We start from the raw sequence: 23,231 nt of genomic DNA on the forward strand, positions 1-23,231 counted from the left end.
GCCTTGTTTATTCAGAAGCAAGGCTTATTGTTTTCTAGTATATGGTAAAGTAAACCAAAATGTAACTCCTTTTCCTTCTTCCGAATGAACACCTATTTCCCCTTGGTGAGCTTCAATGGCTAGTTTGCAAAATGCTAAGCCTAGTCCCGAGGAGTGCGACCCATAATTGTGTTGTTCGTCTGAACTTATAAATTTATCAAATAATGTATCTAACTTTTGTTGTGAGATAGGGTTGCCTGAATTAAAAATATTGATTCGTAAATACTCTGTCTCATTTCTCATTTCGTTTTGTGAAGTAATCTTAATGTAGATATCTTCTCCTGCATATTTTGCAGCATTGGAGAAAATGTTGACAAAGACTCTTCCAATTGTCTTGTTATCAATTTCAAGGTTTATATCATTCGAAATTTCATTCTGCAATTCTATCTTACGAGTTGAAACTAGGAAGTAAATATTATTGTATGCCTCCTCTATGAGCCTTCGAATATTAACCAAGGATGTATTTGGCTTATAATTAGCAGATTCATATTTATCTACATCAAGTATATTTTGAATAAGGTTTTCCATCTCCCAGCCAGAACGTAAAATGTATTTACTATTATCATTTTCAAGAAGATTTAATTGTGTAAAACCCATGATGCTATTAAGAGGAGCCTTTAAATCATGAATCATCATGCTCGTCATGTCTTGCTTAAAACGAGCGAGTTTAACTAATTTGTTATTAGTCTCTTCAAGTTCCTTCGCTTTATGTTCGATCTGTAGCTTTTGCCTCTGAACTTCAGTGGTTCTTTTTTCAACTTTTAACTCAAGATTTTGAGCATGTTCGCCAAGTTTAATATATAGTTTCTCACTTCGAGCATATGCCGAAGAGGTTTTTTGTGCTAATACATATGCCTGAGAAAAAGAAGCAAAAAACAACCCTAAAGGCATTAGATATAAACTGTTAATTGTGTTTATATACACTAAAGCATCATGGATAGATAATAAAAAGAAAATAAAAAAGCCTATAAATATTGGGGCTGCATATGCTCTTCTTTTCATAAGCGCCACTCCAATTTTCACCAATAAATAACATGCCAATATTCCAAAAGGAATTAATGACAAAGAAGGTATGTAAGAAAATGTAGTTGGAGAGAAAAATAAAACGATGGCTGAAAATAATATACTAAAGGCAATGGTAATTTGTACAATTAATCTAGATATATCTTTTGGGAACAAACTCCTAACAAATAGAGAAGTATATACGGGTAATGCAAAAAAAGATAAATATTCCAGTTTAATAGAAATGTTCCAACTTAAAAAAGGAAACATTTCTAGCATTATCCTTTCGCCCGTATAACCTAATCTTAAAAACATTACAAAACAGAGTATACTAAAGTATAAAATAGATTTGTCTTTACGTCGGAAGGCAAATAAGGAAAGGTGGTAGATGAATAATATAAATAATGAACCGATAATAAAGAGTTCAATTCCTGCTTGTTTACTTTTTCTGTATGAAATTTCTCTGGGATGTCCAATTACTATAGATCCCGTTAGGCCTCCTTTTTTATGATGAAAATTAGATACTTGTATAACCACATCAATTAGATCTCGCGATGTGGAAAAATAGTATTCCATCTGATAGCGTGATGGACTCATATCTTTAGAGCTTGTACCTACTTTTCCCGAACCTCCTAATAATTCTCCATTGGCAAATATCTGATACGCTGATTTAATATCTTTTATCTTAATTGCGTATAACCCAGGTTCAGGCGTTAATACTTTAAATCGATATGTGCCATACCCATGACCATTGCGTAAATTTGATTCGGTTATGAATTGATTCCAGTTCTCGGATATTTTTGGATAACCAGTAGGAGTGGTGTTGCTCTCAATAAAGTTTTCAGGAAATAATAATGTATCTAAATAAAACTCAACTTCTCCATTTAAAAGAACAACTTTATCTTCTTCAAAAGAAATATTTCTTAAGTCAAATATGGCATTTTCAACGTCTGGATATTTAGTATGGTTAGAAAGTGTAAATTTGGCATAATAGAGTATCATTGCGCCAATAATTAATATTACAACTCCCCACAGAATAGCCAGTATACGTTTATTCATCTCTCCCTGTAATTTGATTCCCAAATATAATACGAGCATAGTTCAATAATGTTTAACATTAATGAAACTCGTTGAATATTATTTTAATATGATGTTTTGGGATGCGCAAATATAACGTTTATTGTATATGAGATGTGAATATTATGGACTTTTTTATAAGAATGGTTTTTTGTTTTATCAGTTTTCCTGTGTTTATATACTATTCAGGTGTAATTAATTAAAGATTATATGTATGCGGGGAATATTTTTTTCAAGAAAAGTAGTTTTAACGGAGCTAAAAATGTCATTTATTGTAGGTAGTATTTTGGCATTAATAAATCATGGAGGTGCTATTGTAAAATTTACTTTGCCAGCAAGGCAAACAGTTTAAATATTAACAAGCTATTTAGTTCCATATTTCGTATCAACTTATTCTGCAGCTAAATCTATAATTCATGTTACTAAAGAGTCTAATTAACTGCCTAATTTGATTTAATTTATATTCTAGTTTTTTTTCGAGGTAACACTAGTGTTGGTGATATAAATTTTGAATTCAAAAAAATGTTATTACTTTTGTTCGTAATAATACGAACAAGCGCACATATATGAGTTTTAAATTAGAAATAGAGGCAATTAAGCAGCAAAAGTTAGCTAGGTATTCAAAAGCACTTAGTCATCCAATTAGGGTGTATGTACTTGAGTTGCTTTCAAAACAAGCTTGCTGTTATAGTGGTGATTTAAGCGATGAGCTAACTATTGCTAAATCAACCTTGTCTCAGCATTTAAAGGAGTTGAAGGATGCCGGGTTAATTCAAGGAGAAACAGAAGCGCCTAGAGTGAAGTATTGTATTAATAAAGAGAAATGGGCAGAAGCACAGCTTTTGTTTAAGGAATTTTTAAGATTGTAAAAAAATTTAAAAATAATGTTCGTTGTTTTGCGAATGACGAATGATTGTATCATCATCATAAATTAATTAATCATGGATATTAAAGTTTTAGGAACAGGATGTACAAAATGTAACAACCTGCTAAAAGTAACAACCGAGGCCGTAAACGAATTAGGAATTGATGCAACAATAACTAAAGTAGAAGATTTTCCAAAAATAATGGAGTTTGGTGTTATGACTACTCCTGCTTTGGTTGTAGATGGTAAAGTGATATTAAAAGGATCTGTACCAAAGTTAGACGAACTAAAAGGTTTATTGAATCAGTAAAATACAGGTAAAATTATGAAGAATATTACCCAGATTTTAGCCGCAATTTTCTTTGTGGCAATAATAAGTGCTTGTAATACTAAAGCAAAAGAACAAACAAGTAAAATAGAGAGCGCTTGTTGTTCAGATGATTCTAAAGAAACGTCAGAGTCATGTTGCAGCGAAAAAAAGTCAGAAACGAAGTCCTGTTGTTCAACAGAAGCAGTCGCCGATAGTGAAGTTCAGGCATATTATTTTCATGCGACAAGAAGGTGTGCTACTTGCGAAGCTGTAGAAAAAGTTACTGCAGAAACAATTGAAGAAGACTTTAAAGGCAAAGTGGCTTTTGTCTCTATTAATAGAGAAGAGAATAAGAAGAATCCTTTGTTAGAAAAATATAAGGTAGATGGACAAACTCTAATCTTGGTAAAGGGTGATAAAGTAGAGAATTTAACAACAACAGCTTTTTTGAATGCTCGTAGTAATCCTGAAAAGTTTAAAGAAAAACTGAAAAGTTCAATTAATACATTGTTAAACTAGTGGAGATTCTCAATCAAATATTAGAGAATACAAATTCTCCTTTTATCATGGCTTTGGTTTTAGGATTAATGACTGCCATTAGTCCTTGTCCTATGGCTACTAATATTACCGCTATTGGATTTATTAGTAAAGATATAGAGGACAAACGAAGGGTGTTTGTAAATGGAATTCTATATACGATAGGAAGAAGTATTACCTACACTTTTATAGGGTTATTGTTTTTCTTTGGAGCTGACGAATTTAATTTATCGGGTTGGTTTCAGGAATGGGGTGAAAAGTTGCTTGGACCTTTACTTGTTATAATTGGTTTATTTATGTTAGGCTTGTTTAAGTTTTCATTACCAGGAATTTCAAAATTTACAGACCGTTTTGAAGATACCTTTAAAAATGGGTATAAAGGAGCACTGTTGTTAGGTATAGTGTTTGCGTTGGCCTTTTGTCCTTATAGCGGCGTTTTATTTTTCGGCATGCTAATTCCCATAACTATAAACAGTGCTTCTGGACTGTATTTACCTATTGTATTTGCTATTGCAACAGGTGTTCCTGTTATTCTATTTTCTTGGTTGCTGGCATATAGTGTGGGCTCTGTTGGCAAGTTATATAAAGGAATGAAAAGTTTTGAATTTTGGTTTCGAAAAGTGGTTGCCGTGCTTTTTATAGGCGTTGGTATCTATTATTCTATCATGTATTATCTGTAAAAAAATTATAATGAGTCAAAATCTCGTATTGTCAGAAAAATCTAACCGTTCGTGGTTGCTACCTCTTTTATTACTTCCTATATGGATATTGTTGTACATCAACCTGCAACCTATAGCGGATTATTTAACAGATACTGTATTAGGCTTAAGCACAGGTACGCATCTAACAGAAACTATTCGATTTTTTATATTCGAAGTGCCCAAAGTAATGTTACTGCTAGTGGCTATTATTTTTGTGGTTGGAATGGTACGGTCGTTTTTCACTACTGAAAAAACACGCAAGGTTCTAGAGGGGAAATCACTATTTGCAGGCAATGTAATGGCTTCGTTGTTAGGAATAGTTACGCCCTTTTGTTCGTGCTCTGCTATTCCTCTGTTTTTAGGCTTTGTTGAAGCAGGAGTTCCGCTTGGTGTTACCTTTTCATTTTTAATTGCTGCACCTATGATTAATGAGGTGGCGTTGGTATTGCTGGTTGGACTTTTTGGTTGGAAAGTAGCTGCAATTTATGTAGCAACGGGATTATTTATCGCTATTTTTTCGGGTTGGTTGATTGGTAAATTTAAACTGGAAAAATATGTTGAGGATTGGGTTTATCAAGTAAAAACAAATCATGAAGGTGAGCAAGAACAAAAGCTTACTTTAAATGATAGAGTTAAATCAGGGTTTGCTGCAGTGAAGGAAACGCTGGGTAAAATTTGGATTTACATTATTATTGGTATTGCTGTTGGTGCTGGTGCTCACGGTTATGTACCTGAAGATTTAATGGGGCAATTATTGGGTAAAGATAATTGGTATGGAGTGCCTTTAGCTATTCTAATTGGAATTCCGATGTACTCTAATGCAGCAGGTATCATTCCTATTGTAAGTGTATTGATTGAAAAAGGAGTTTCATTGGGGACAGCTTTGGCATTTATGATGTCTGTAATAGCGCTTTCGTTACCCGAGATTATCATATTAAAAAAAGTACTAAAGTGGCAATTAATTGCCTTTTTTGTAGGAGTTGTAGCTATGGGAATTATTACCGTGGGATTTATTTTTAATTACATTATGGTATAAATTAGCAAAAGTATTATTTAAAGGTAGGATTAAATAAGTTGAAGAGGTGATGTAATGAAGTGTTTCATACTTGTTTATGAATATAATGACTCATTATTTTAACTTTCCCTAAAAACAACTACTTTTGCGAGTTATAAATATAAGATTGTGGGAAGGATAATAGCTATTGATTACGGAAAAAAGAAAACAGGTTTGGCTGTAACTGACCCTTTGCAAATTATTGCAAATGGATTAGAAACAGTTCCGTCCCATACCTTAATAGAGTATTTAGAAAGGTACTTTAATAATGAGGAGGTGGAACTTATTGTGTTGGGTTATCCCAAACAATCTACCGGCGAGGATTCGGAATCAATGAAATATATTAAGCCTTTTTTTAATCGTTTAAAAAACAAATTTCCCCATATGCCTGTTGAATGGGTAGATGAGCGTTATACATCAAAAATTGCCTTTCAAGCAATGATTGATGGAGGGTTAAAAAAGAAAGCAAGACGGGATAAGAATTTGGTGGATAAAATTAGTGCTACCATTATTCTACAATCTTATTTAGAACAAAAAGGAAATTTTAGTTTATGATATTACCAGTTTATGTATACGGACATCCTGTATTAAGAAAGGAGTCTGAAGAAATAGATGAGGATTACGAAGGATTAGAAAAGTTGATAGATGATATGTGGCAAACCATGTATCATACCGATGGTATTGGTCTAGCAGCTCCGCAAATAGGAAAAAATATCCGTTTAATGGTTATTGATGCCACACCAATGGCAGAAGAGTTTCCAGAACTTGAAAATTTTAAAAAAGTATTAATTAATCCGATTATTACAGAATTTGGAGATGATTCTTGTAATGAATCTGAAGGTTGTTTAAGTCTGCCTGGAATTAGGGAAGAGGTAAAAAGACCGAAGAAAATTACGATTGAGTACGAGAATGAGAATTTTGAATTAGTGGAGGAAGTATTAGAAGGGTTTGCAGCTAGAGTTGTACAACACGAATACGACCATGTTGAAGGTAAATTGTTTGTTGATCATATTTCGTCTTTGAAAAAGAGGTTGATTAAAGGTAAACTAAACGCTATATCTAAAGGTAAGGTAGATGTTAGCTATAGAATAAAAACAGCTTAGTAGAACGATATTTTTACAGCATAAGCACAAAGGGCGTTAATTTAATTAATGCCCTTTTTTTATGCTCAAAAACATAAATTACTGTAAAAGGCTAGTTATTACTTATAAATCGATAGTAAAACCTGTAATAAATAATAAAACTGAAATATAAATTAGGGGTGTTGCGTTGAAAAATATACATTTTCGACGTATTACCTATTAATTTACTACGTATGGTTGCTTATTTATGGCTCTTTTTGTTGGGAGTGGTATGTTTTTGTGTATGGTTGTTTCTAAAAAACAAGAAACTTAAAAAATTAGTTGAATCTCATCTACATTTTCCTCAAATAGAAAAGGAAGTATCCGCTAAGGATACTCTTAGTGATGAAAAGCAGCAAGAGATGGAGCGTTTGTCCATTGTAGCTAAGCAAACAGATAATGCTATTATGATTATGGATCCTAAGGGAAATATACAATGGATCAATAATGGTTTTACACGAATGTATGAATATACTTTTGAGGAGTTTACTCGTTTAAGAGGAACTAATATTTTACAAACGAGTTTTAATCCTCTTGTGCGACAAAGTATTGAGCAATGCCTCCATACCAAAGAACCTGCATATTACGAGGCCATTAACAAAATGCCTTCGGGCAAAGAAATTTGGACCCATACTTCGCTTTCACCTGTTTTAAACGAACAAGGAGATATTATCAATTTAGTTGCGGTTGATTCTGATATTAGTAAAAGAAAGGAAGCTGGAGATGCCTTAGTACAACGCGTAGAGGTGTTGACCGATAAGATTGCTATTTTATCACAACAGCAAAATAGTTTGAATACCTATACGCATAATTTAATGGATGAGGTAAGCGCTTCCAATTCGAAAATTCACGAAACGGATCAAATTATTAATTTTATCAAAGATATGTCGGATAAGATTAAGTTAATGGGATTAAATGCATCAATTGAGGCGCAACGTGTAGGTGAAGGAGGAAGCGGTTTTAGGGTAATTTCTGGTGAGATTGTACAAATGTCGGATTTAACCAAACGTTATTCTCATGAGATTTCTGAAATTATTCAACAGATTCAAGATTCTTCCAAAACACTCCATGCCGGAAAAGAACTCGTGGCAGAAGCTTCTCATAAATATGAAAAAACAGTAAAAGAACTCAAGCAAGAGGTGAGTTTAGTTCATCAAGTGGTGGCAGAATTAAACTAATAGTGTAGTTCAATTATATTATGGCAAAATATTTGAAAATATGGACATCTGATTAACTCGATTTCTACTAAAAAAGATTGTTCTACTTCGTCCATCTCTATTGCTTTTCAGGATTTCCGCAACCTTTAAACAGTAGGATAAAATCCGTTAATAATAAAAAATGTAGATTTTATAAAAAAACGCCCATATATTGATGGAGAATAGATATTTTAGGAGATCAAATTTGAAAAACTAAAACTCGCATGAGGAAATTCTCCTTAATTATAGGAATTGCACTATTGTTATTCAGTTGTGTTCCGCAAAAGGACGTTGTATATCTACAAGGTTCTGACCTTTCTGTAGCAGAAAATATCTATGAAAATGTAAAGACCGAAAACAAGATTAAGATTTTTGATCAGGTTTATATTCAAGTGTCTAGTTTCGACGACGGTAAGGTTAATTTTATGAGCAATGATCAAAACCGTTATGGAGGTGGTCGATCGGAAGCAGATTTAGCCATGGTGGCTTTTACTGTGGATAAAGATGGAAGCGTAAAGCTACCCATTGTAGGCAAAACAAAAATTGAAGGATTAACCACAGAAGCTGCTGCGGAAAAAATAAGATCGGATTTAGAAAGATATTTGAATACGCCGTCTGTTAGAATAAGTTTTGTAAATAAAAGTGTAACTGTACTTGGTACTGTAAATAAACCTGGTAGGTATTTCTATGCTTCGGAATATTTAAGTGTTTTTCAGGCACTCGGACTGGCTGGAGATATCCAAGAATATGGTAACAGGCGTGAGGTGGTTATTATTAGAGATAAACAAGATAAGGTTACTTACAAAACTTTAAACCTTACGGATGTTCATTTGCTAGCTCACGAAGATTTATATGTACAGCCTGATGATGTATTGTACGTTCAGCCATTAAAAAGAAGGCATTGGGGATTTCAATCTTTCCCTTGGGCGCTTGTCTTAAGTTCCGTTACTACTGTAATTCTAGTTGCTAACTACGTTGAAAAATGAGTATAAAAAATAGTGCTTCAAACGAAAACCATGTAGATGTTAAGAAGGTTCTAAAACATGTTTTTAAAAACTGGTTTTGGTTTACCATCTCGTTAATGTTTTTTCTGGCTCTAGCCATCGCAACATTAAAAGTATTAAAACCTAAATATTTAGTTTCTTCTAGTATTTATATGAAGGAAGATACTGGTGCGCAAGGCCAAAAGGCCATGGAGTTTATTCAAAGTTTTAGCCTGTTCGATCAGAAAAAGAACTATCAAAATGAAATGCTAATCTTAAACTCTTCTCCATTACTTAGGAAAACCATTGAGCAGTTAAATTTTGAAACAGAGTATTATCTAGAAGAGAACTTCTTAACTAAAGAAATTTATAAAGATTCGCCGTTTACGGTAGTTATAGACTCATTACATAACCAAATATCAAACGTTGTTTTTAATGTAGAATTTGGAGATGATGGAAGCTTTTTGCTAACAGCAAATGAATCTGAATATAGAGTCATTAATTATTCAACAGGTAAAAGTTATAAAGCAAATAAGTCGATTGAGATTATAGATATTTTCTTTCAGTCTTCTCTTGTTGAAGGTGATGACTATAAGTTTAGGATTTATTTAAACGAAGATGTCGATTTAAATAAAATCATCGATAAAAAATACTCTTTTAGCTTTTTTGATGTTGAATTATTGGTTCGTGAATACCAGGAAAAGTTAAAGGTTAAGCCTGTGAATACAGAGGTGAGTGTGGTGCAAATGTCTTTAAAAACAGAGACGCCAGCCAAAGGAATTGATTTTGTAAGTACTTTGGTTGAGTTGTATTTGGATAAAAATCTGGAAAGAAAGAATCACTTAGCTTTAAACACCATCGATTATATCAATAGGCAGTTGGATGAAATATCAGATTCTTTAAGTTTTGCTGAAAGTAAACTAGAGAATTTTAGAGCTAGAAACCAGGTGATGGATATTACCACCAAGGCAACACGTGTTTTGGAACGCCTACAACAGTTAGAAATTCAGAAGAGTACAACAGAAAGGTCGTTTAATTATTATAAATATCTGGATGAGTACTTTCAACAAGATGAGGATTATAGCAAGATTGTGGTGCCTTCTTCAATGGGAGTTCAAAATGTAACGCTGAATGAGTTTATCCGCGATTTATTAATCTTATCGAATCAAAGAAATGATTTAATTGCTCGCGATCAGCAAGAAGGGCCCTTCTTTAAAAACCTCGAAATAAAAATAGAGAATTTAAGAAATAGTATAATGGAGAATATTTCTTTCTCCAAAACCTCTTTACAGCGTGAGGTAGAGAAGTTTGAAGATCAGATTGCGCAGTTGGAGATTCAGGTTCAATCTTTACCTAAAACAGAGCGACAACTGGTGGGCATGGAACGTAAGTATAAAATTAATGATGCCATTTATACTTTCTTACTTCAGAAAAGGGCGGAAGCTCAAATTGCAAAAGCGGGGAATCTTCCAGAGCATGAAATTGTTGAGCCAGCTCGCCTGATGCATAAGGTGTTCCCGAATACAAAAATTCATATTGCATTAGCCTTGTTTTTAGGTTTAGCTATTCCTGCTGTGATTCTTTTAATCGTGCATTTTGCAGATGATAGAATTAAGCGAGAGTCAACTTTAAAAGAAGACTTTAAAGAAGTGCCATTTTTAGGAAGTATTGTTAAAAGTGAAGAAGGACAATCAGAATTAGTGGTGCAGACAGAACCAAGTTCAATTATTGCCGAAACATTTAGAACTATACGCACAAATATCTTCTTTTTTATGGAAGGAGAAGGGCATAAAACCATTTTGGTTTCGTCGTGTTTAGCGGGTGAAGGCAAGAGTTATATTGCCAGTAACCTTGCAGCTTCGATGGCTCAATTGGGAAAAAAGGCCATAATTGTTGGCTTTGATCTAAGAAAACCAGGGCAGTTCTCAGAATTTAAACATGACAAAAAGATTGGTTTGAGTTCATATTATTTGAAGGCAAAAAACGTGGATGAAATAATAGTAGATTCTGGTATTGAAAACTTGGATTTCATCCCACAAGGTATAATTCCTCCAAATCCTTTAGAATTGATAGGGAACGAATTGACCAAGGATTTATTTGCTGAACTAAAAAAGAAATACGACTATATAATAATAGATACACCTCCAATTGGCGTTTTAAGCGACGGCTTTATGCTGATGAAATATGCCGATGTTAACCTGTTTGTTGTACGCGAGAAACATACAAGTAAAAATGTATTAACTTCTGTGTTAGAAGAAATCCAACAGAAAGGTTTCCATAATATTGGTATGGTTTTAAATGCCAGTAGAATGGAAGGTAAAAAGTACAAGTATGACTACTATAGCAAATATGGTAATCATAAGGATTTATCCTGATTTAGTTAATATATGAATAGCTCCGAGGATAAAAGTATTTGTTTTGTTATACCGCACTTTGTTACTTTTAGTACGGGTGGCGCTGAAATACAGATACATTACCTTACGCAGTCTTTTATTAAAAGAGGATGGAAGGTTGAAGTGATATGTGCAGGTCTTGGATTAGAGCAGAGGATGAAGGCATCGCCCTTCTATAACGGAGCTATCACTTACCATTATTACAAAAAAAGAACCATCCGTTTTATGGAATATTGGGATGTGTTAAAACTGCTCAAGTTAACTAATTGTAACTATTATTATCAACGAACAGACTTTGCTTTAACAGCAGCTACATATTCATTTGCAAAAAGAAACAGAAAAAAAATGGTATTCGCTTTAGCGAGCGATTCTGATGCGGAAAGAAACAAGTATAGCAAGGCATTCAAGCAATTTAAATATACCGGAATCGTAAAGAAACTAGTTAGGAAAGTAGATTTTAAGGTGTTGGATAAAATGATTGAATGGGCAAAATCAGGAGTCAAGCATGTAGTGTTTCAAAACGAATATCAAGCACAAACATATCTAACAAACTTCAATAAAAAGGGCGTGATTATTCCAAATTCGTTTTTGCCGAGTAATCAGGAATCAACCACTAAAGAAAATGTGATATTGTGGTGTGGAAATGACAGTCCGGTAAAACGACCACAATTATTCGTGGATTTGGCCAAGCAGTTGTCCGACTTTAAGGATTGGACTTTTGTAATGATAGGTTCAGCTTGCAATCAAATTAACGAAAAGAATATATCTGCTAATTTGAAGGTTCTTGGATCTGTAAGTTATCAGGAAGCGAATAACTGGTTTGCTAAATCTAAGATTTATATAAATACTAGTGAAGTTGAGGGAATGCCAAATACTTTTATTCAGTCATGGTATTACGAAACACTTGTATGTAGCTTATCTGTTGATCCGAATGCTTGTTTCTCGAATGAAAATACAGGAATATTTGCTGACGATGACTTAAATGAAATGTACCAGGTGTTAAAAGATATCATGCAGAAAGGTGTGAATGAGCAAATAATTACAAATGGAACAAAGTACTTTAAAATGTATTTTGATTTAGAGCAGAATACGGAAAAATTAATCAATTATATTACGGCTTAAATAAAATCTTAAAGAGCAACATGAAAGTACTTCAATTATGTGGTAAAGATTTTTTTGGTGCAGGAAGAGCTGCCTATCGATTGCATAAGGGCTTGCTAAATGCAGGTGTTGATAGTGTAATGTGGGTGGGTGCCAAAAGAACAAAGGACGACACAGTAATTGATATTCAGAAAAGTAACTATAAAAAAAAACTAACCAAGGTATATGTAAATCTTGAAAAATTAATAATAAAAGGTTCGGCAGGAGGGGCAACGGAGATGTTTTCCTTGGGGTATCCAGCGCATGGAATTCGTAAAAAGATAGAGCATGAAAAGCCAGACTTAATTCATATACATTGGATAAATAGAGGATTTTTTAATTTAAGAGACTTACAAAAATTGAATATTCCCATTGTTATATCTTTACATGATATGTGGTGGTATACAGGCGGCTGTCATTACGATGAAGAATGTGGTGCTTATGTCAGAGGCTGTGAATCATGTCCCGTTTTAAAAAAAGATGCTCAGCAAGGATTAAGTTATCGTCAGTTAAGGGCTAAGAAAGGAATATTGCAAACCACCAAACATCTTACATTTATAGGTTTAAGCGCATGGATGAAAGACTGTGTTTCTGAAAGCTTAATAGGTAAAGAACATCAGGTAGTAGGTTTACCCAATGGTATTGATACAAATAAGTTTAAACCTTTGCACAAGGATGAATGTCGAGAAAAGTTAGGACTTCCTAAGAATAAAAAGCTAATCATGTTTGCTGCAGTAGACGTTTTGTCAGAATCCCGCAAAGGATATCGTTATATTAGCGAGGCCTTAAAGAAACTAAATAACGATAAATATGAGTTGGTGGTTATTGGCGAAAAGAGTCAGGAAACTACCATTGGTGGATTAAAAACATATTTTTTAGGTGAAATAAATGATGACCAGTTAATGATTGAGTATATGTCGTCTGTAGATGTTGCGGTAGTCCCATCCTTACAAGAAAACCTTTCAAATCTAATTATGGAAAGTTTATCTTGTGGAACACCTGTTGTAGCTTTTAAGATTGGAGGAAATGGTGATATGATTCAGCATCAAAAAAATGGTTACTTGGCGGAAGATAAGAACGTAACTGATTTAGCAAAGGGGATTGAATATTGCACGATAGATGAATATCAAGAAGCTTTGTCAAATAGTGCAAGGCAAAATGTTCTCGATCATTTTAATATAAGGGATATTGCCCCAAAGTATATCGATTTATATCAATCTATCATTAAAAACATATCAGGTAATAATGCTTAATCTTTCAAAAATAACGGACTATATTCTGATATACCTGATGATTGCATTTTCGGGTATTCCTTTTTTTTATAAGGCACATATAGCTATGATGATTGCATTTTTGGCCATCCCAGCGTTGGTATTTGCTATTCGTAAAAGAAAGATTGACCGTTATTTTGTTATTTATGTGGTGGTTCTTATTTGTATTCAACTTGGACAAACACTTAAGTTTTACGACTTACCTATAGCTACTTACATTGGGATGCATGTGCGGGTTATGTTTGCCTATCTTACTATAAAAGCTGTTGGAAGGAAAACTGTTGATTACTATATCGATATCATGGTGTTTTCGGTATTGGCTAGTTTGGTGTTTTACTTGAGTTCGTATATCGGACCTGTTGAGCGATTTATGGAAGGTACCATAGCTCCATTATTTGAAAACCCGCTGATTAAAGAATCTAACTATAAGGTATGGCCTAATATTATTCTGTACACCTTTAATTCGCAGGGAGAAGGGCTTGTATTGCTTAAGCGTAACTCAGGTCCATTCTGGGAACCAGGTGCTTTTTCGGGATTTTTAATTGTTGCTTTACTATTTAGTATTATTAAAACGGGGAAGCTACATACCCGAAAAAATAGAATTCTTATGCTGGGCGTTATTACCACATTTTCTACTTCGGGATTAGTGGTGGTGGTTGGTCTGATTATCTTCTATCTGTTAATTAATAAAAATAGTACGCTGCGATATATTATGATTCCGTTGGTCGTTGTAACAGGCTTAATTGCTTTTTTTAGCCTCAACTTTTTGGGTAATAAAATCATTCAAAAGATGAGCTACTCTAGTGCTACTTATAATACTCGCTTTAAAAGTGCAGAGATAGATTTTTATGATTTCTTGAAGCATCCATTAATTGGTATGGGGCGTTCGGAAGATACACGCTTTCAAGGAGAGAAAGAAGCCCGAACGATTCACCGTAATAATGGCGTTACTAATCATTTGGTCATGTACGGAGGAATCGCTTTTATCCTTTATTTTTACTTGATGTACCTAGGATTTCGTAGAATGTGTATAGCCTACGAAGTAGATAAACGGATGGCTTTTTTCGCTATTGTTACTATATTTCTGATTGGGTTTTCACAAGTTTATTTTATTAAAGTTTTTTTCATTGCACTGACTTTGTTTCCTGTGTTATACAATGATGATACGAATTCAATAGAAAACCATGTTAGCACTAATTGATGGTATGAAGATATTTGTTGTAATAGCTGTTTTTAACAGAAAAGAATATACCCATCAATGCATCCAATTGCTCCAACAGCAAAGCATTAAGAATATTGGTATTGTTATCGTTGATGATGGTTCCACAGATGGCACTTCAGAAGAAATCAAAGCCAAGTATCCTGAAGTGAATGTAGTAAAAGGAACAGGTGATTGGTGGTGGACTAAATCCATGAATGAAGGTTGCAAGGCTGCTATTAAGTTTGGTGCTGATACTATTATCACTTTAAATAATGATACCTATTTTGCACCTACGTTAATAGAGAGTTTAGTAAAGCATCATCATAACAAACAGAAGGCTATCATCGGTTCTTTAAATCTTGTAAAAAAAGAAAAGGAGTATATATTCTTTTCGGGGGTAAAGGATATTGTTTGGTGGAAGGCTAAGGAAGTTAAATATCATAAAGCATTTACGCCTCTTACTAATAGTTTAAGCGGACTGTATAATAGTAAATGTTTAAATGGACGAGGAACTTTAATTCCAGTATCTATTTTTAAGGAAGTAGAAGGTTATAACGAACAACTGCCACAATATGCATCTGATTATGATTTAACCTTGCGTATTCAAGAAGCCGGTTACGACGCTTATATCAGTTATGACTCTCCCGTTTATTCTTATATTGAAGAAACAGGAGGAGGAAAGAGTTTTGTAAAGCAATCTAGTTGGTCTTTCTTTCAATCATTTAATAATGCTTATGCACAAACGAGCCTTAAAATGTGGTTCAGATATTATAAATCTCACGCTCCCAAATCAGTCTTTTTATTAGGTTTTGCAATGCAACAACTAAGGGCGGTTTATGCTTTTTATAAAAAACGAAATACGCTATCTAAAATATGATATCATTTATAATTATTGGTAGGAATGAGGGCTGGCGTTTAGAGTTATGCTTAACAAGTACGGTGAAAGTTTTAACTGATGGTCAACTGGATGCTGAAATCATATATGTAGATTCTAAATCGACAGATGATAGTATAAAAGTCGCCAATCAGTTTTCTGAAGTAAATACTTTTTTAATTACAGGAAGATACAACGCGGCCATTGCACGAAATATTGGAGTTAAAGAATCTAAAGGAGATAGTTTAATATTTCTGGATGGCGATATGGAAGTAAATCCTGATTTTTTGAATTTAATTTTAGATGAGCAGGGCGTACTAAAACATGATTTTGTTTCAGGTAATTTTATGAATTACTATTACGATGTGGATGGTAATTTTTTACGAAAGGATTTTTACAGAAAGATTTATTGTGAAAAGGATACGCTCCAGAATACAACCGGAGGATTATTTGCTGTCAAGCGCTCCGTTTGGGATAGTGTTGGAGGAATGCGTAATATGTTTAAAAAAGGGCAGGATTTAGATTTTGGCTACCGTTTGGCTTTAAAAGGAATTCCGCTTTTAAGGAAAAAGGAATTGATGGCAAATCATCATACCATAGACTATAATGATACCAGTAGATTATGGCGTTCTTTTATTGATGGAAGATATCTTTATACACGATCTGTGCTTTATAGGAGTAACTTTTACAACAAGTATGTAATTAAAAGAATGCTGACGAGTGACCCAACTTGGTTGTTACTTATTGGAATGATTGTATTAGCTGCGCTGACTCATCAAGTATGGCCATTTATGGTGTACGGATTTTTAACCGCTATTGCGGTTGCTTATAACATGCGAAAGGGTAGTTTTGTATCTTATCCAAACAGACTCATAAACCATATGTGTCGTGATTTATATAGCCTGTTTGCATTTATTTTTATCTATCCAAAAAGAAAGTTAAAACTAAAGTATAAGCGGGTTTGATTGCCTAACGACTAAAACTAAACTCTAATTGCTTAATCGCTAATATACTTTAGGTACGTATGTTTGTTCATCCTTAGGAGGTCGAATGTAATTATCCTTGTCTTGTAATTCAGGAAGTTCTAATTTTTCGTAAGAAACTTTCTTGTACGGAATCTTCGATAATAAATGAGAAATACAGTTTAAACGAGCTTTCTTTTTATCATCACCATCTACCACAAACCAAGGTGCTTTCTTGGTATCTGTATACTGAAACATTTTATCCTTGGCCAAAGAATAATCTACCCAATGGGTGCGTGAAGCCATATCCATGGGACTAATTTTCCATCGTTTCAAGGGTGTTTTAATGCGCTCCGAAAATCGTTTTTCTTGCTCCTCATCGCTTACAGAGAACCAATATTTAATGAGTGTGATACCAGATCGAATAAGCATGCGCTCAAATTCAGGGCAGGAACGAAAAAACTCTTCATATTCATCATCAGAGCAAAATTTCATCACCTTTTCTACTCCCGCACGATTATACCAACTACGGTCAAAGATAACCATTTCGCCAGCAGCGGGAAGGTGAGAAACATAGCGTTGAAAGTGCCATTGGGTTTTCTCTCGCTCGGTAGGAACAGGTAGGGCTACCGTTTTAACAATACGCGGATTCAAGGGTTGGGTAATGCGCTTGATGGCACCTCCTTTACCGGCAGCATCTCGGCCTTCAAAAATTACTACAACTTTTAAGCCTTTGTGTTTTATCCACTCTTGTAGTTTTACTAATTCAAGCTGTAAACGTTCCAGTTCATTAAAGTAATACTCTTTATCCAGTTTCCCATTCTCTTGGTAGATAGGTTCTACTTTCTTTTTTTTATGATTCCCGTTACCCATTATTTCTTTAGTAGATTTATTTCAGGATTATAATATACATATAATCATAAGACTTTCCTGATGTTGAAATCAATAAGTTGTTAATATCAACAAGGATTCAAGCGGACCAAATAAGAAAATTATATATCCATCAGATACATATCTTCTTGATTTATTTTAAATTCGGAATCATGTAGTGTTTGTGATTCATTTAACGCTAATGTACTTGTTTTCTGATTAAGTTGTTGAATCGCATTATTCATTTCATCTACTGCATCCGAAACTTTTAAGAACAGATCAGAGGCTTTTTTACATTTATCTGTCGACGATTTTAGTTTAGTCTCTGTAATATCAAAATACTGTTTTACTTCTATAGAATTACTTTTAATTTTCTGCGTTTCAAGAGTCGTATTTTCAGCAAGCTTTTTTACCTCACTTGCCACTACTGCAAATCCTTTTCCTACATTACCCGCTTTAGCTGCTTCAATAGCCGCATTGAGCGATAAAATGTTAGTTTGAACCGAAACCGCTTGAATGGTATTTGCTATTCCATCAAATTTTTCAACGAGTTTACCTTGTTTTACAAAGGCTGCTTCAAGTTCATCAAATTCACCCTTTAGTTCTTTAAAAATTAGCAACATGTCGCTAATCGATTTAAACTTTTTATGTAATTCAGTAATGGTTTCCGATACCGAAGTTGAGATATTTAGAATAACGGAACTTTTAAAATAATGGCAATTTTCCTTCTTATTAAAACCATTAAATATAGCAGTTGCCATATCTTCGCACGAACCATATCCACACGAACAGCAATTATACACTTCTTTTTCAGAGGATTTATTCAATGTTTTATAAATCTCCCATTTCTCTGTTTCACTCGGAATCAATATGGTATTATTGGAGCTTTTATCAATATATGACCTATTGTACAAACCTTCTTCCCAAAAACTATTCACTGTTCTTGAAAATACTTTTTTCCCCTTTCGATTATTATACTCGGCAATCATTGTATTTTTTCTGGCTTCAATCAATGATTCAATTCTATCCAATGATTTATCATGCGTTAAAGTCCCTGGGCCTCCATTACACCCGTGGTGGCAATTCAAACAGTCTATTAGTAATGGGGCAATTCCATTTTCTATATCTGCAGGTAAGTTATCCAAGTAATCGTAAATAACTTCCTTTCCTTCTATTTTTCTGGTTTTGTCTACTATTTCAGGAACTTCTCTGCAAGCGGTTCTTAATAATCCTCCAGGTGTAGAGAACAATACTGCACGTTCGGCAGGAGGGTTATCAAAATCGATTGGAGAAAAATCGAAAAGGTTAATCTTATTTGAGGTAAAGTATTGGTTAAAAGATGCAAAAGTTACATTTAAAATGTCGTATTCACTATCTTCAAATTCTCTGGTTTTAGCCAAACAAGGCGATACAACAATAAACTTATAATCGGCGTACTCACTATAGAATTCCTTTACCATTTTAATGGTGTGTAACATGGGACTGTCTGCAGGGGCGAGGTATTTAATTAGCTCGGGTTTATACAATTCAATGTATGAAACAATGGCAGGGCATGGTTGGGCAATAACTGACTTAGGCTCAGATTTAAGATGTTCTAGATACGATTTAACGGTAAGTTCAGCACCAAAACTTACATCAAAAATGGCTTTAATACCAATACTCTTTAACCATCCATTAAACTCGTTGTAAGCTCCCGGGAAACTTGCTGCAATGGCAGGCGCTACAATGGCCACGTACTTATCGCCTTTGGATAAATTTTCAAATAGCAAATCAAAATCATCTTTTGGAACCCTGGCATCGTGTTTACAAGCAGGTATGCAACTAGCGCAAGCAATACATAAATCGCTATTAATTGACATGTGATTGCCTTTGTCTATGTTACAGAATTTTACAGGACAAGCAGTTATGCAGGCATGACAGTTAACACATTTTTCTTCATCAACAAAAATAACTTTCTTTAAAGGATAAGTTTCTGTACTCATTGTGTTGGGATTTAAATTCACGATCAATAGGTTTGATATTCAGCGAATTGTTGTTTTATATAAGTTACAGAATCTAAATGATGAAAGAATTGCTCGATTGATTAAAGGAGTTATTATTGAGATAAACGTGAATGTAACTGTTATGAGTGAATATTAAGTTAGAAAGTTTTCATCAATATATTTCTGAAAAGCCTCTTTATATTGCTCACTTACAGGAATACGAACATCTTCGTTAAAGATGATACGCATACGTTCTATGGTGGTAATTTTTTTGAGATTAACAATGTAGGAGCGATGCACACGCATAAAGCTATTGTGCGGTAGCTTCTCCATCAGCTTTTTAAAGCTCAATAAGGTAATAACAGGTTTTTGGTTGGATAGATGAATACGAACATATTCGCGCATTCCCTCAATATAGGTGATGTTTTTAAGCTCTACGCGAATGATTTTGTACTCCGATTTAATAAACAAATAATCGTTATTGCCTTTTAATTCTTCGGTTGATTTATTTTCCTGAGAAAGACGTTGTTTGGCTTTATCCACAGCAGTGATAAAGTTATCGTATCCAATGGGCTTTAAGATATAATCGATGGCGTTAACTTTAAATCCATCCAGTGCGTATTCACTATAGGCAGTGGTGAAAATGATACCGATGTTTTGTTTGAGAGATTTGGCAAAATCCATACCCGATAACTCGGGCATATTAATATCTACAAATAGTAAATCTACCTCGTTATTATCCAACACCTCGTAAGCCGATGTTGCACTACTTAAAGCAGCCACTAACTCTAAGGAGGGAGTTCGTTCTATGTAGCTCGAAATCTGTTTTAAGGCCAGTGGCTCATCATCAATAGCAACGCACTTTATAATCATATTGGTAATTTAATAATGCTTGAATAAATTTTATCGCTTTGGTTTACTTCCCAAATGTACTTATCGCCATAGTACAAGTCAAGTCTTTTGCGCGTATTTACTAATCCAATACCACTACTTTCGGCCTGTGGTAATGATACCTCTGCCTGTTTGCAGTTGCTGCAGTCCACCACTAAGTAGTTATCTTTAACGGTAATACTTAAATGGATAAAACAGTTTTTATTGATGGCAGCTCCATGCTTAAATGCATTCTCTAAAATAGTAATAAATACAAATGGCGGAATAGATATTTTTGGCGTTACCTCTGGAAATTTAAGTTTCACCTCCAATTCATCTGAATAACGCATTCGCATCAGGTTGGTATAACTTTTAATAAACTCAATTTCCTTTTCCAAGGAAGTCTTTTTATCTTCTTTTTCGTACAGCAAATAACGAAGCATATGTGATAATCCAACAATAGAATGCTGCGCATCTTTGGGCGCCAATTCAACCAATGCATGAATATTATTTAATGTATTCATTAAAAAATGGGGACTAATTTGATGCTTTAAAAAAGCTAATTCAGCCTGTAGTTTTTCTTCGCTTAGCTGATGTCTTAAACGCTCTTCGTTCACTAGCCTGCCTGCCTGTTTAATAGCCGTGTTAAATCCAACTACCATGGCAGCTAAAAGCATAGTGTTTAGGTAACGAATAAAAATACCTTTTCCCGGTGGTGCCATTCCTGCTCTAAAGGTCTCCAAATTCTGACCGCGAGGAGGTCTACTTAAAGGAGAAAAACCAGATCCGTGAGGACGCACATTAGGTCCTAGTGGCTGCAGATTATCGGGTAGCGGAATAAGTTCGTGCAATTGCCTTATAAGGGCTGGATGACTTAAACCAAGGATTAAAATACCAGTAATGCTAAAATACCAAATGTATTTTTTCTTGAATAATAGATGTGGTGTAAGCCATTTGTTATTGATAAAAAATATAAGAAAAAACGGAAGCATTGAAGCTAAATCGTGCATTACCTTGTACCATTGAATCTCGTCGTTTCTTTCGGATAAAAAAGTGACAAAGGTGACTAGAATAGTCCATACAGCTAGGTATATGATATTTTCTATTTGTTTGTGTTTAAGTGTTGTTTTCATCGGTTGTTTTTGTTCAATAGATAAGGTGATAAGATCAAAGTCAATAGTCATAAAGTTAAATGTTCCCCCATTTTCTTACCAATGCTTTATCAAAACTAATAAAACAAAAGCTATTGACTTATTTTATATTACAATTTTAAGATGGAATGGGTTCGAAAACAAATACTTTCAACAAACCAATTGATTTTATCAATGAAACGGCTTTGGATTTCAAGTATAGTATTACTAATGTTAATTGTTTATGTTGAGTAAAACATAACCTTTAGTCATAATATCAGTATTTGTAGTTTCAGGATTATTAAAGAGGAGTCAGAAACCTATTACAAAAACGAGGCAAAGCCGAAAAGCCATTACATCGGCACAAAAACCTAAATGAATAATGAATTGGTATTTAAAAGCTTTAAGGCAATACGCCGATTTTAGCGGAAGAGCAAGAAGAAAAGAGTATTGGTTATTTTCCTTGTTTAATCTGCTTTTTTTAATAGTAGCAGGTGTTGCAGATAATTTACTTGGTTTAACCATTTTATACCTTCCGTATGGCGCTTTCTATTTTCTATATGCATTTGCCGTTTTTGTGCCTGGCCTAGCCGTGGTTGTAAGGCGGCTACATGATATTGGCAAAAGTGGTTGGATGATCTTAATCAGTTTAATCCCTATTGTGGGAACCATTTGGCTTTTGGTTTTATTATGTACAGATAGTGAAGAGGGCGATAATGAATATGGAAGCTGTCCAAAACAAGGAGAAAATCTTGAACCAATATCAAATACAAACGCAGACATGGCCATGTTTATTTTGGTTATTTGGTTGCTTGTAACAAGAGTTTTTTATTTTGTAACACCTAAGTTGGTTGATGATTTTTTTAATACACCTACTTTTCAGATTGTTAGTGGAATTATGGGATTTATTTGGGCTTTAATACCTATTTGTATTGGCATAGTTATAGCGGATAAAACAAAGAAAACCATTGTTTTTGTGCTCGGAGCTATCTATTTGTTGTTAAGTTTATACGAAACATTTTCGCAGTACTTAATGCCTTGGTGGTAGTGTCGTTTTAAAAAAAAGAGATATATCAAAACCTATTAAATTTACGGATTTAATAGGTTTTGTTGGTTTATGTAAAAGCAACCGGCCACTAATTTTCCCATCTTTACTAAAAACAAACCCATAGTAAAATGAAAAAGGTTCACCTTGTATTAGCTATTGTTTTATTAGTCGTTGTGCTCATCTCTTGCAATAACGAAATTACTAAAACCACTTCTCTTTTATCCAATGTTATAATGACCACTTATCATGAGACTGAAATATTTACTTCTGACGAATTAAAGGTGTACGGCAAATGGAAATTAGTGGATATATCTGGAGGTTTTGCGGGGAGTGGTTATGAGAATAATTTTGATTACCTAGAGCTAAAGGCTTATGGAATCTACGCTTTTGTTAAGGAGGGTAAAATACTAGAATACGGTAAGATAATTCCAGGCATTCAACATAAGGATGATGATCGATTTTTAGTGACTTTAGAGGAAGATAATAAATCGGATTTTTTCCTTGCTGATAAAGAAAAATACTTGGTGTTAGAAGATGATAATCAACTGGTACTACAAGCACCTTGTTGCGATAGGTTCAACTATCATTTTGAGCGTATGAAATAG

23 protein-coding genes are annotated in these 23,231 nt (G+C 34.0%); 18 read left to right on the forward strand and 5 right to left on the reverse strand.

The window, feature by feature from the left end; translation table 11 throughout:
• Positions 1–24: 24 nt before the first annotated feature.
• Positions 25–2,139, reverse strand: a complete 2,115-nt coding sequence (locus A8L32_RS00640; protein ID WP_075589769.1) for a sensor histidine kinase — start codon at positions 2,137–2,139, stop codon at positions 25–27.
• 193 nt (positions 2,140–2,332) lie between these two features.
• On the opposite strand from A8L32_RS00640, the gene nrtS reads away from it, so the two are divergent.
• The 16 genes from nrtS to A8L32_RS00715 all read left to right on the forward strand — a co-directional run bounded on the left by nrtS (position 2,333) and on the right by A8L32_RS00715 (position 16,729).
• On the forward strand, positions 2,333–2,470 hold the full coding sequence (nrtS, locus tag A8L32_RS23470; protein WP_158027183.1) for a nitrate/nitrite transporter NrtS: 138 nt from the start codon (positions 2,333–2,335) through the stop codon (positions 2,468–2,470).
• Between the two features lie 214 nt (positions 2,471–2,684).
• A complete protein-coding gene (locus A8L32_RS00645; protein WP_075589770.1) occupies positions 2,685–2,987 on the forward strand; it encodes an ArsR/SmtB family transcription factor in 303 nt (100 codons plus the stop codon).
• Between the two features lie 72 nt (positions 2,988–3,059).
• Positions 3,060–3,293 (forward strand): thioredoxin family protein, encoded by a 234-nt coding sequence (locus A8L32_RS00650; protein ID WP_075589771.1) that lies wholly within the window; start codon positions 3,060–3,062, stop codon positions 3,291–3,293.
• A gap of 15 nt (positions 3,294–3,308) precedes the next feature.
• Positions 3,309–3,812, forward strand: coding sequence for a nitrophenyl compound nitroreductase subunit ArsF family protein (locus A8L32_RS00655; RefSeq protein WP_233145436.1), 504 nt, complete (start codon positions 3,309–3,311; stop codon positions 3,810–3,812).
• The gene (locus tag A8L32_RS00660; protein WP_075589772.1) at positions 3,812–4,510 is read left to right on the forward strand and encodes an aromatic aminobenezylarsenical efflux permease ArsG family transporter; all 699 of its coding nucleotides are present in this window, start codon (positions 3,812–3,814) and stop codon (positions 4,508–4,510) included. The genes A8L32_RS00655 and A8L32_RS00660 overlap by 1 nt, the downstream gene beginning before the upstream one ends.
• 10 nt (positions 4,511–4,520) lie before the next feature.
• On the forward strand, positions 4,521–5,567 hold the full coding sequence (locus A8L32_RS00665) for a permease (protein ID WP_075589773.1): 1,047 nt from the start codon (positions 4,521–4,523) through the stop codon (positions 5,565–5,567).
• A 147-nt stretch (positions 5,568–5,714) separates the two neighbouring features.
• A complete protein-coding gene (ruvX, locus tag A8L32_RS00670) occupies positions 5,715–6,140 on the forward strand; it encodes a Holliday junction resolvase RuvX (RefSeq protein ID WP_075589774.1) in 426 nt (141 codons plus the stop codon).
• A complete protein-coding gene (gene def / locus A8L32_RS00675) occupies positions 6,137–6,688 on the forward strand; it encodes a peptide deformylase (protein ID WP_075589775.1) in 552 nt (183 codons plus the stop codon). The genes ruvX and def overlap by 4 nt, the downstream gene beginning before the upstream one ends.
• A gap of 212 nt (positions 6,689–6,900) precedes the next feature.
• Positions 6,901–7,884 carry a methyl-accepting chemotaxis protein gene (locus A8L32_RS00680; RefSeq protein WP_075589776.1) on the forward strand — a complete coding sequence of 328 codons (984 nt, stop codon included), beginning with the start codon at positions 6,901–6,903 and terminating at the stop codon, positions 7,882–7,884.
• Between the two features lie 242 nt (positions 7,885–8,126).
• A complete protein-coding gene (locus A8L32_RS00685; protein WP_075589777.1) occupies positions 8,127–8,888 on the forward strand; it encodes a polysaccharide biosynthesis/export family protein in 762 nt (253 codons plus the stop codon).
• On the forward strand, positions 8,885–11,260 hold the full coding sequence (locus A8L32_RS00690) for a GumC family protein (protein ID WP_075589778.1): 2,376 nt from the start codon (positions 8,885–8,887) through the stop codon (positions 11,258–11,260). Before A8L32_RS00685 ends, A8L32_RS00690 begins: the two co-directional genes overlap by 4 nt.
• Positions 11,261–11,272: 12 nt before the next feature.
• Positions 11,273–12,400 (forward strand): glycosyltransferase family 4 protein, encoded by a 1,128-nt coding sequence (locus A8L32_RS00695; protein WP_075589779.1) that lies wholly within the window; start codon positions 11,273–11,275, stop codon positions 12,398–12,400.
• Positions 12,401–12,420: 20 nt separating this feature from the next.
• Entirely contained in the window at positions 12,421–13,671 is a 1,251-nt protein-coding gene (locus A8L32_RS00700) for a glycosyltransferase (protein ID WP_075589780.1), read from the forward strand.
• On the forward strand, positions 13,664–14,890 hold the full coding sequence (locus A8L32_RS00705; protein WP_075589781.1) for an O-antigen ligase family protein: 1,227 nt from the start codon (positions 13,664–13,666) through the stop codon (positions 14,888–14,890). The genes A8L32_RS00700 and A8L32_RS00705 overlap by 8 nt, the downstream gene beginning before the upstream one ends.
• On the forward strand, positions 14,874–15,767 hold the full coding sequence (locus tag A8L32_RS00710) for a glycosyltransferase family 2 protein (protein ID WP_075589782.1): 894 nt from the start codon (positions 14,874–14,876) through the stop codon (positions 15,765–15,767). The genes A8L32_RS00705 and A8L32_RS00710 overlap by 17 nt, the downstream gene beginning before the upstream one ends.
• Positions 15,764–16,729 carry a glycosyltransferase family 2 protein gene (locus A8L32_RS00715; RefSeq protein ID WP_075589783.1) on the forward strand — a complete coding sequence of 322 codons (966 nt, stop codon included), beginning with the start codon at positions 15,764–15,766 and terminating at the stop codon, positions 16,727–16,729. The genes A8L32_RS00710 and A8L32_RS00715 overlap by 4 nt, the downstream gene beginning before the upstream one ends.
• Before the next feature lie 39 nt (positions 16,730–16,768).
• Here A8L32_RS00715 and ppk2 read toward each other — a convergent pair whose 3' ends face one another.
• The 4 genes from ppk2 to A8L32_RS00735 form a co-directional block, all read right to left on the reverse strand.
• Positions 16,769–17,599, reverse strand: a complete 831-nt coding sequence (gene ppk2 / locus A8L32_RS00720; RefSeq protein WP_075589784.1) for a polyphosphate kinase 2 — start codon at positions 17,597–17,599, stop codon at positions 16,769–16,771.
• Between the two features lie 119 nt (positions 17,600–17,718).
• Positions 17,719–19,578: a [Fe-Fe] hydrogenase large subunit C-terminal domain-containing protein gene (locus A8L32_RS23810; protein WP_075589785.1), complete on the reverse strand. Its 1,860-nt coding sequence runs from the start codon at positions 19,576–19,578 to the stop codon at positions 17,719–17,721.
• A 153-nt stretch (positions 19,579–19,731) separates the two neighbouring features.
• Positions 19,732–20,451: a LytR/AlgR family response regulator transcription factor gene (locus tag A8L32_RS00730; protein WP_233145437.1), complete on the reverse strand. Its 720-nt coding sequence runs from the start codon at positions 20,449–20,451 to the stop codon at positions 19,732–19,734.
• Complete coding sequence (locus A8L32_RS00735; protein WP_075589786.1) at positions 20,448–21,632, reverse strand: sensor histidine kinase; 1,185 nt, start codon at positions 21,630–21,632, stop codon at positions 20,448–20,450. Before A8L32_RS00735 ends, A8L32_RS00730 begins: the two co-directional genes overlap by 4 nt.
• Positions 21,633–21,960: 328 nt before the next feature.
• Between A8L32_RS00735 and A8L32_RS00740 the strand changes: the two genes are divergently transcribed.
• Together A8L32_RS00740 and A8L32_RS00745 are read left to right on the forward strand one after the other, a co-directional pair.
• Positions 21,961–22,626, forward strand: coding sequence for a DUF805 domain-containing protein (locus A8L32_RS00740; RefSeq protein WP_075589787.1), 666 nt, complete (start codon positions 21,961–21,963; stop codon positions 22,624–22,626).
• 128 nt (positions 22,627–22,754) lie between these two features.
• Positions 22,755–23,231 (forward strand): hypothetical protein, encoded by a 477-nt coding sequence (locus tag A8L32_RS00745; protein ID WP_075589788.1) that lies wholly within the window; start codon positions 22,755–22,757, stop codon positions 23,229–23,231.

The sequence above is a fragment of the Labilibacter marinus genome, from assembly GCF_001659685.2.
In the GTDB taxonomy this organism is placed as follows: domain Bacteria; phylum Bacteroidota; class Bacteroidia; order Bacteroidales; family Marinilabiliaceae; genus Saccharicrinis; species Saccharicrinis marinus.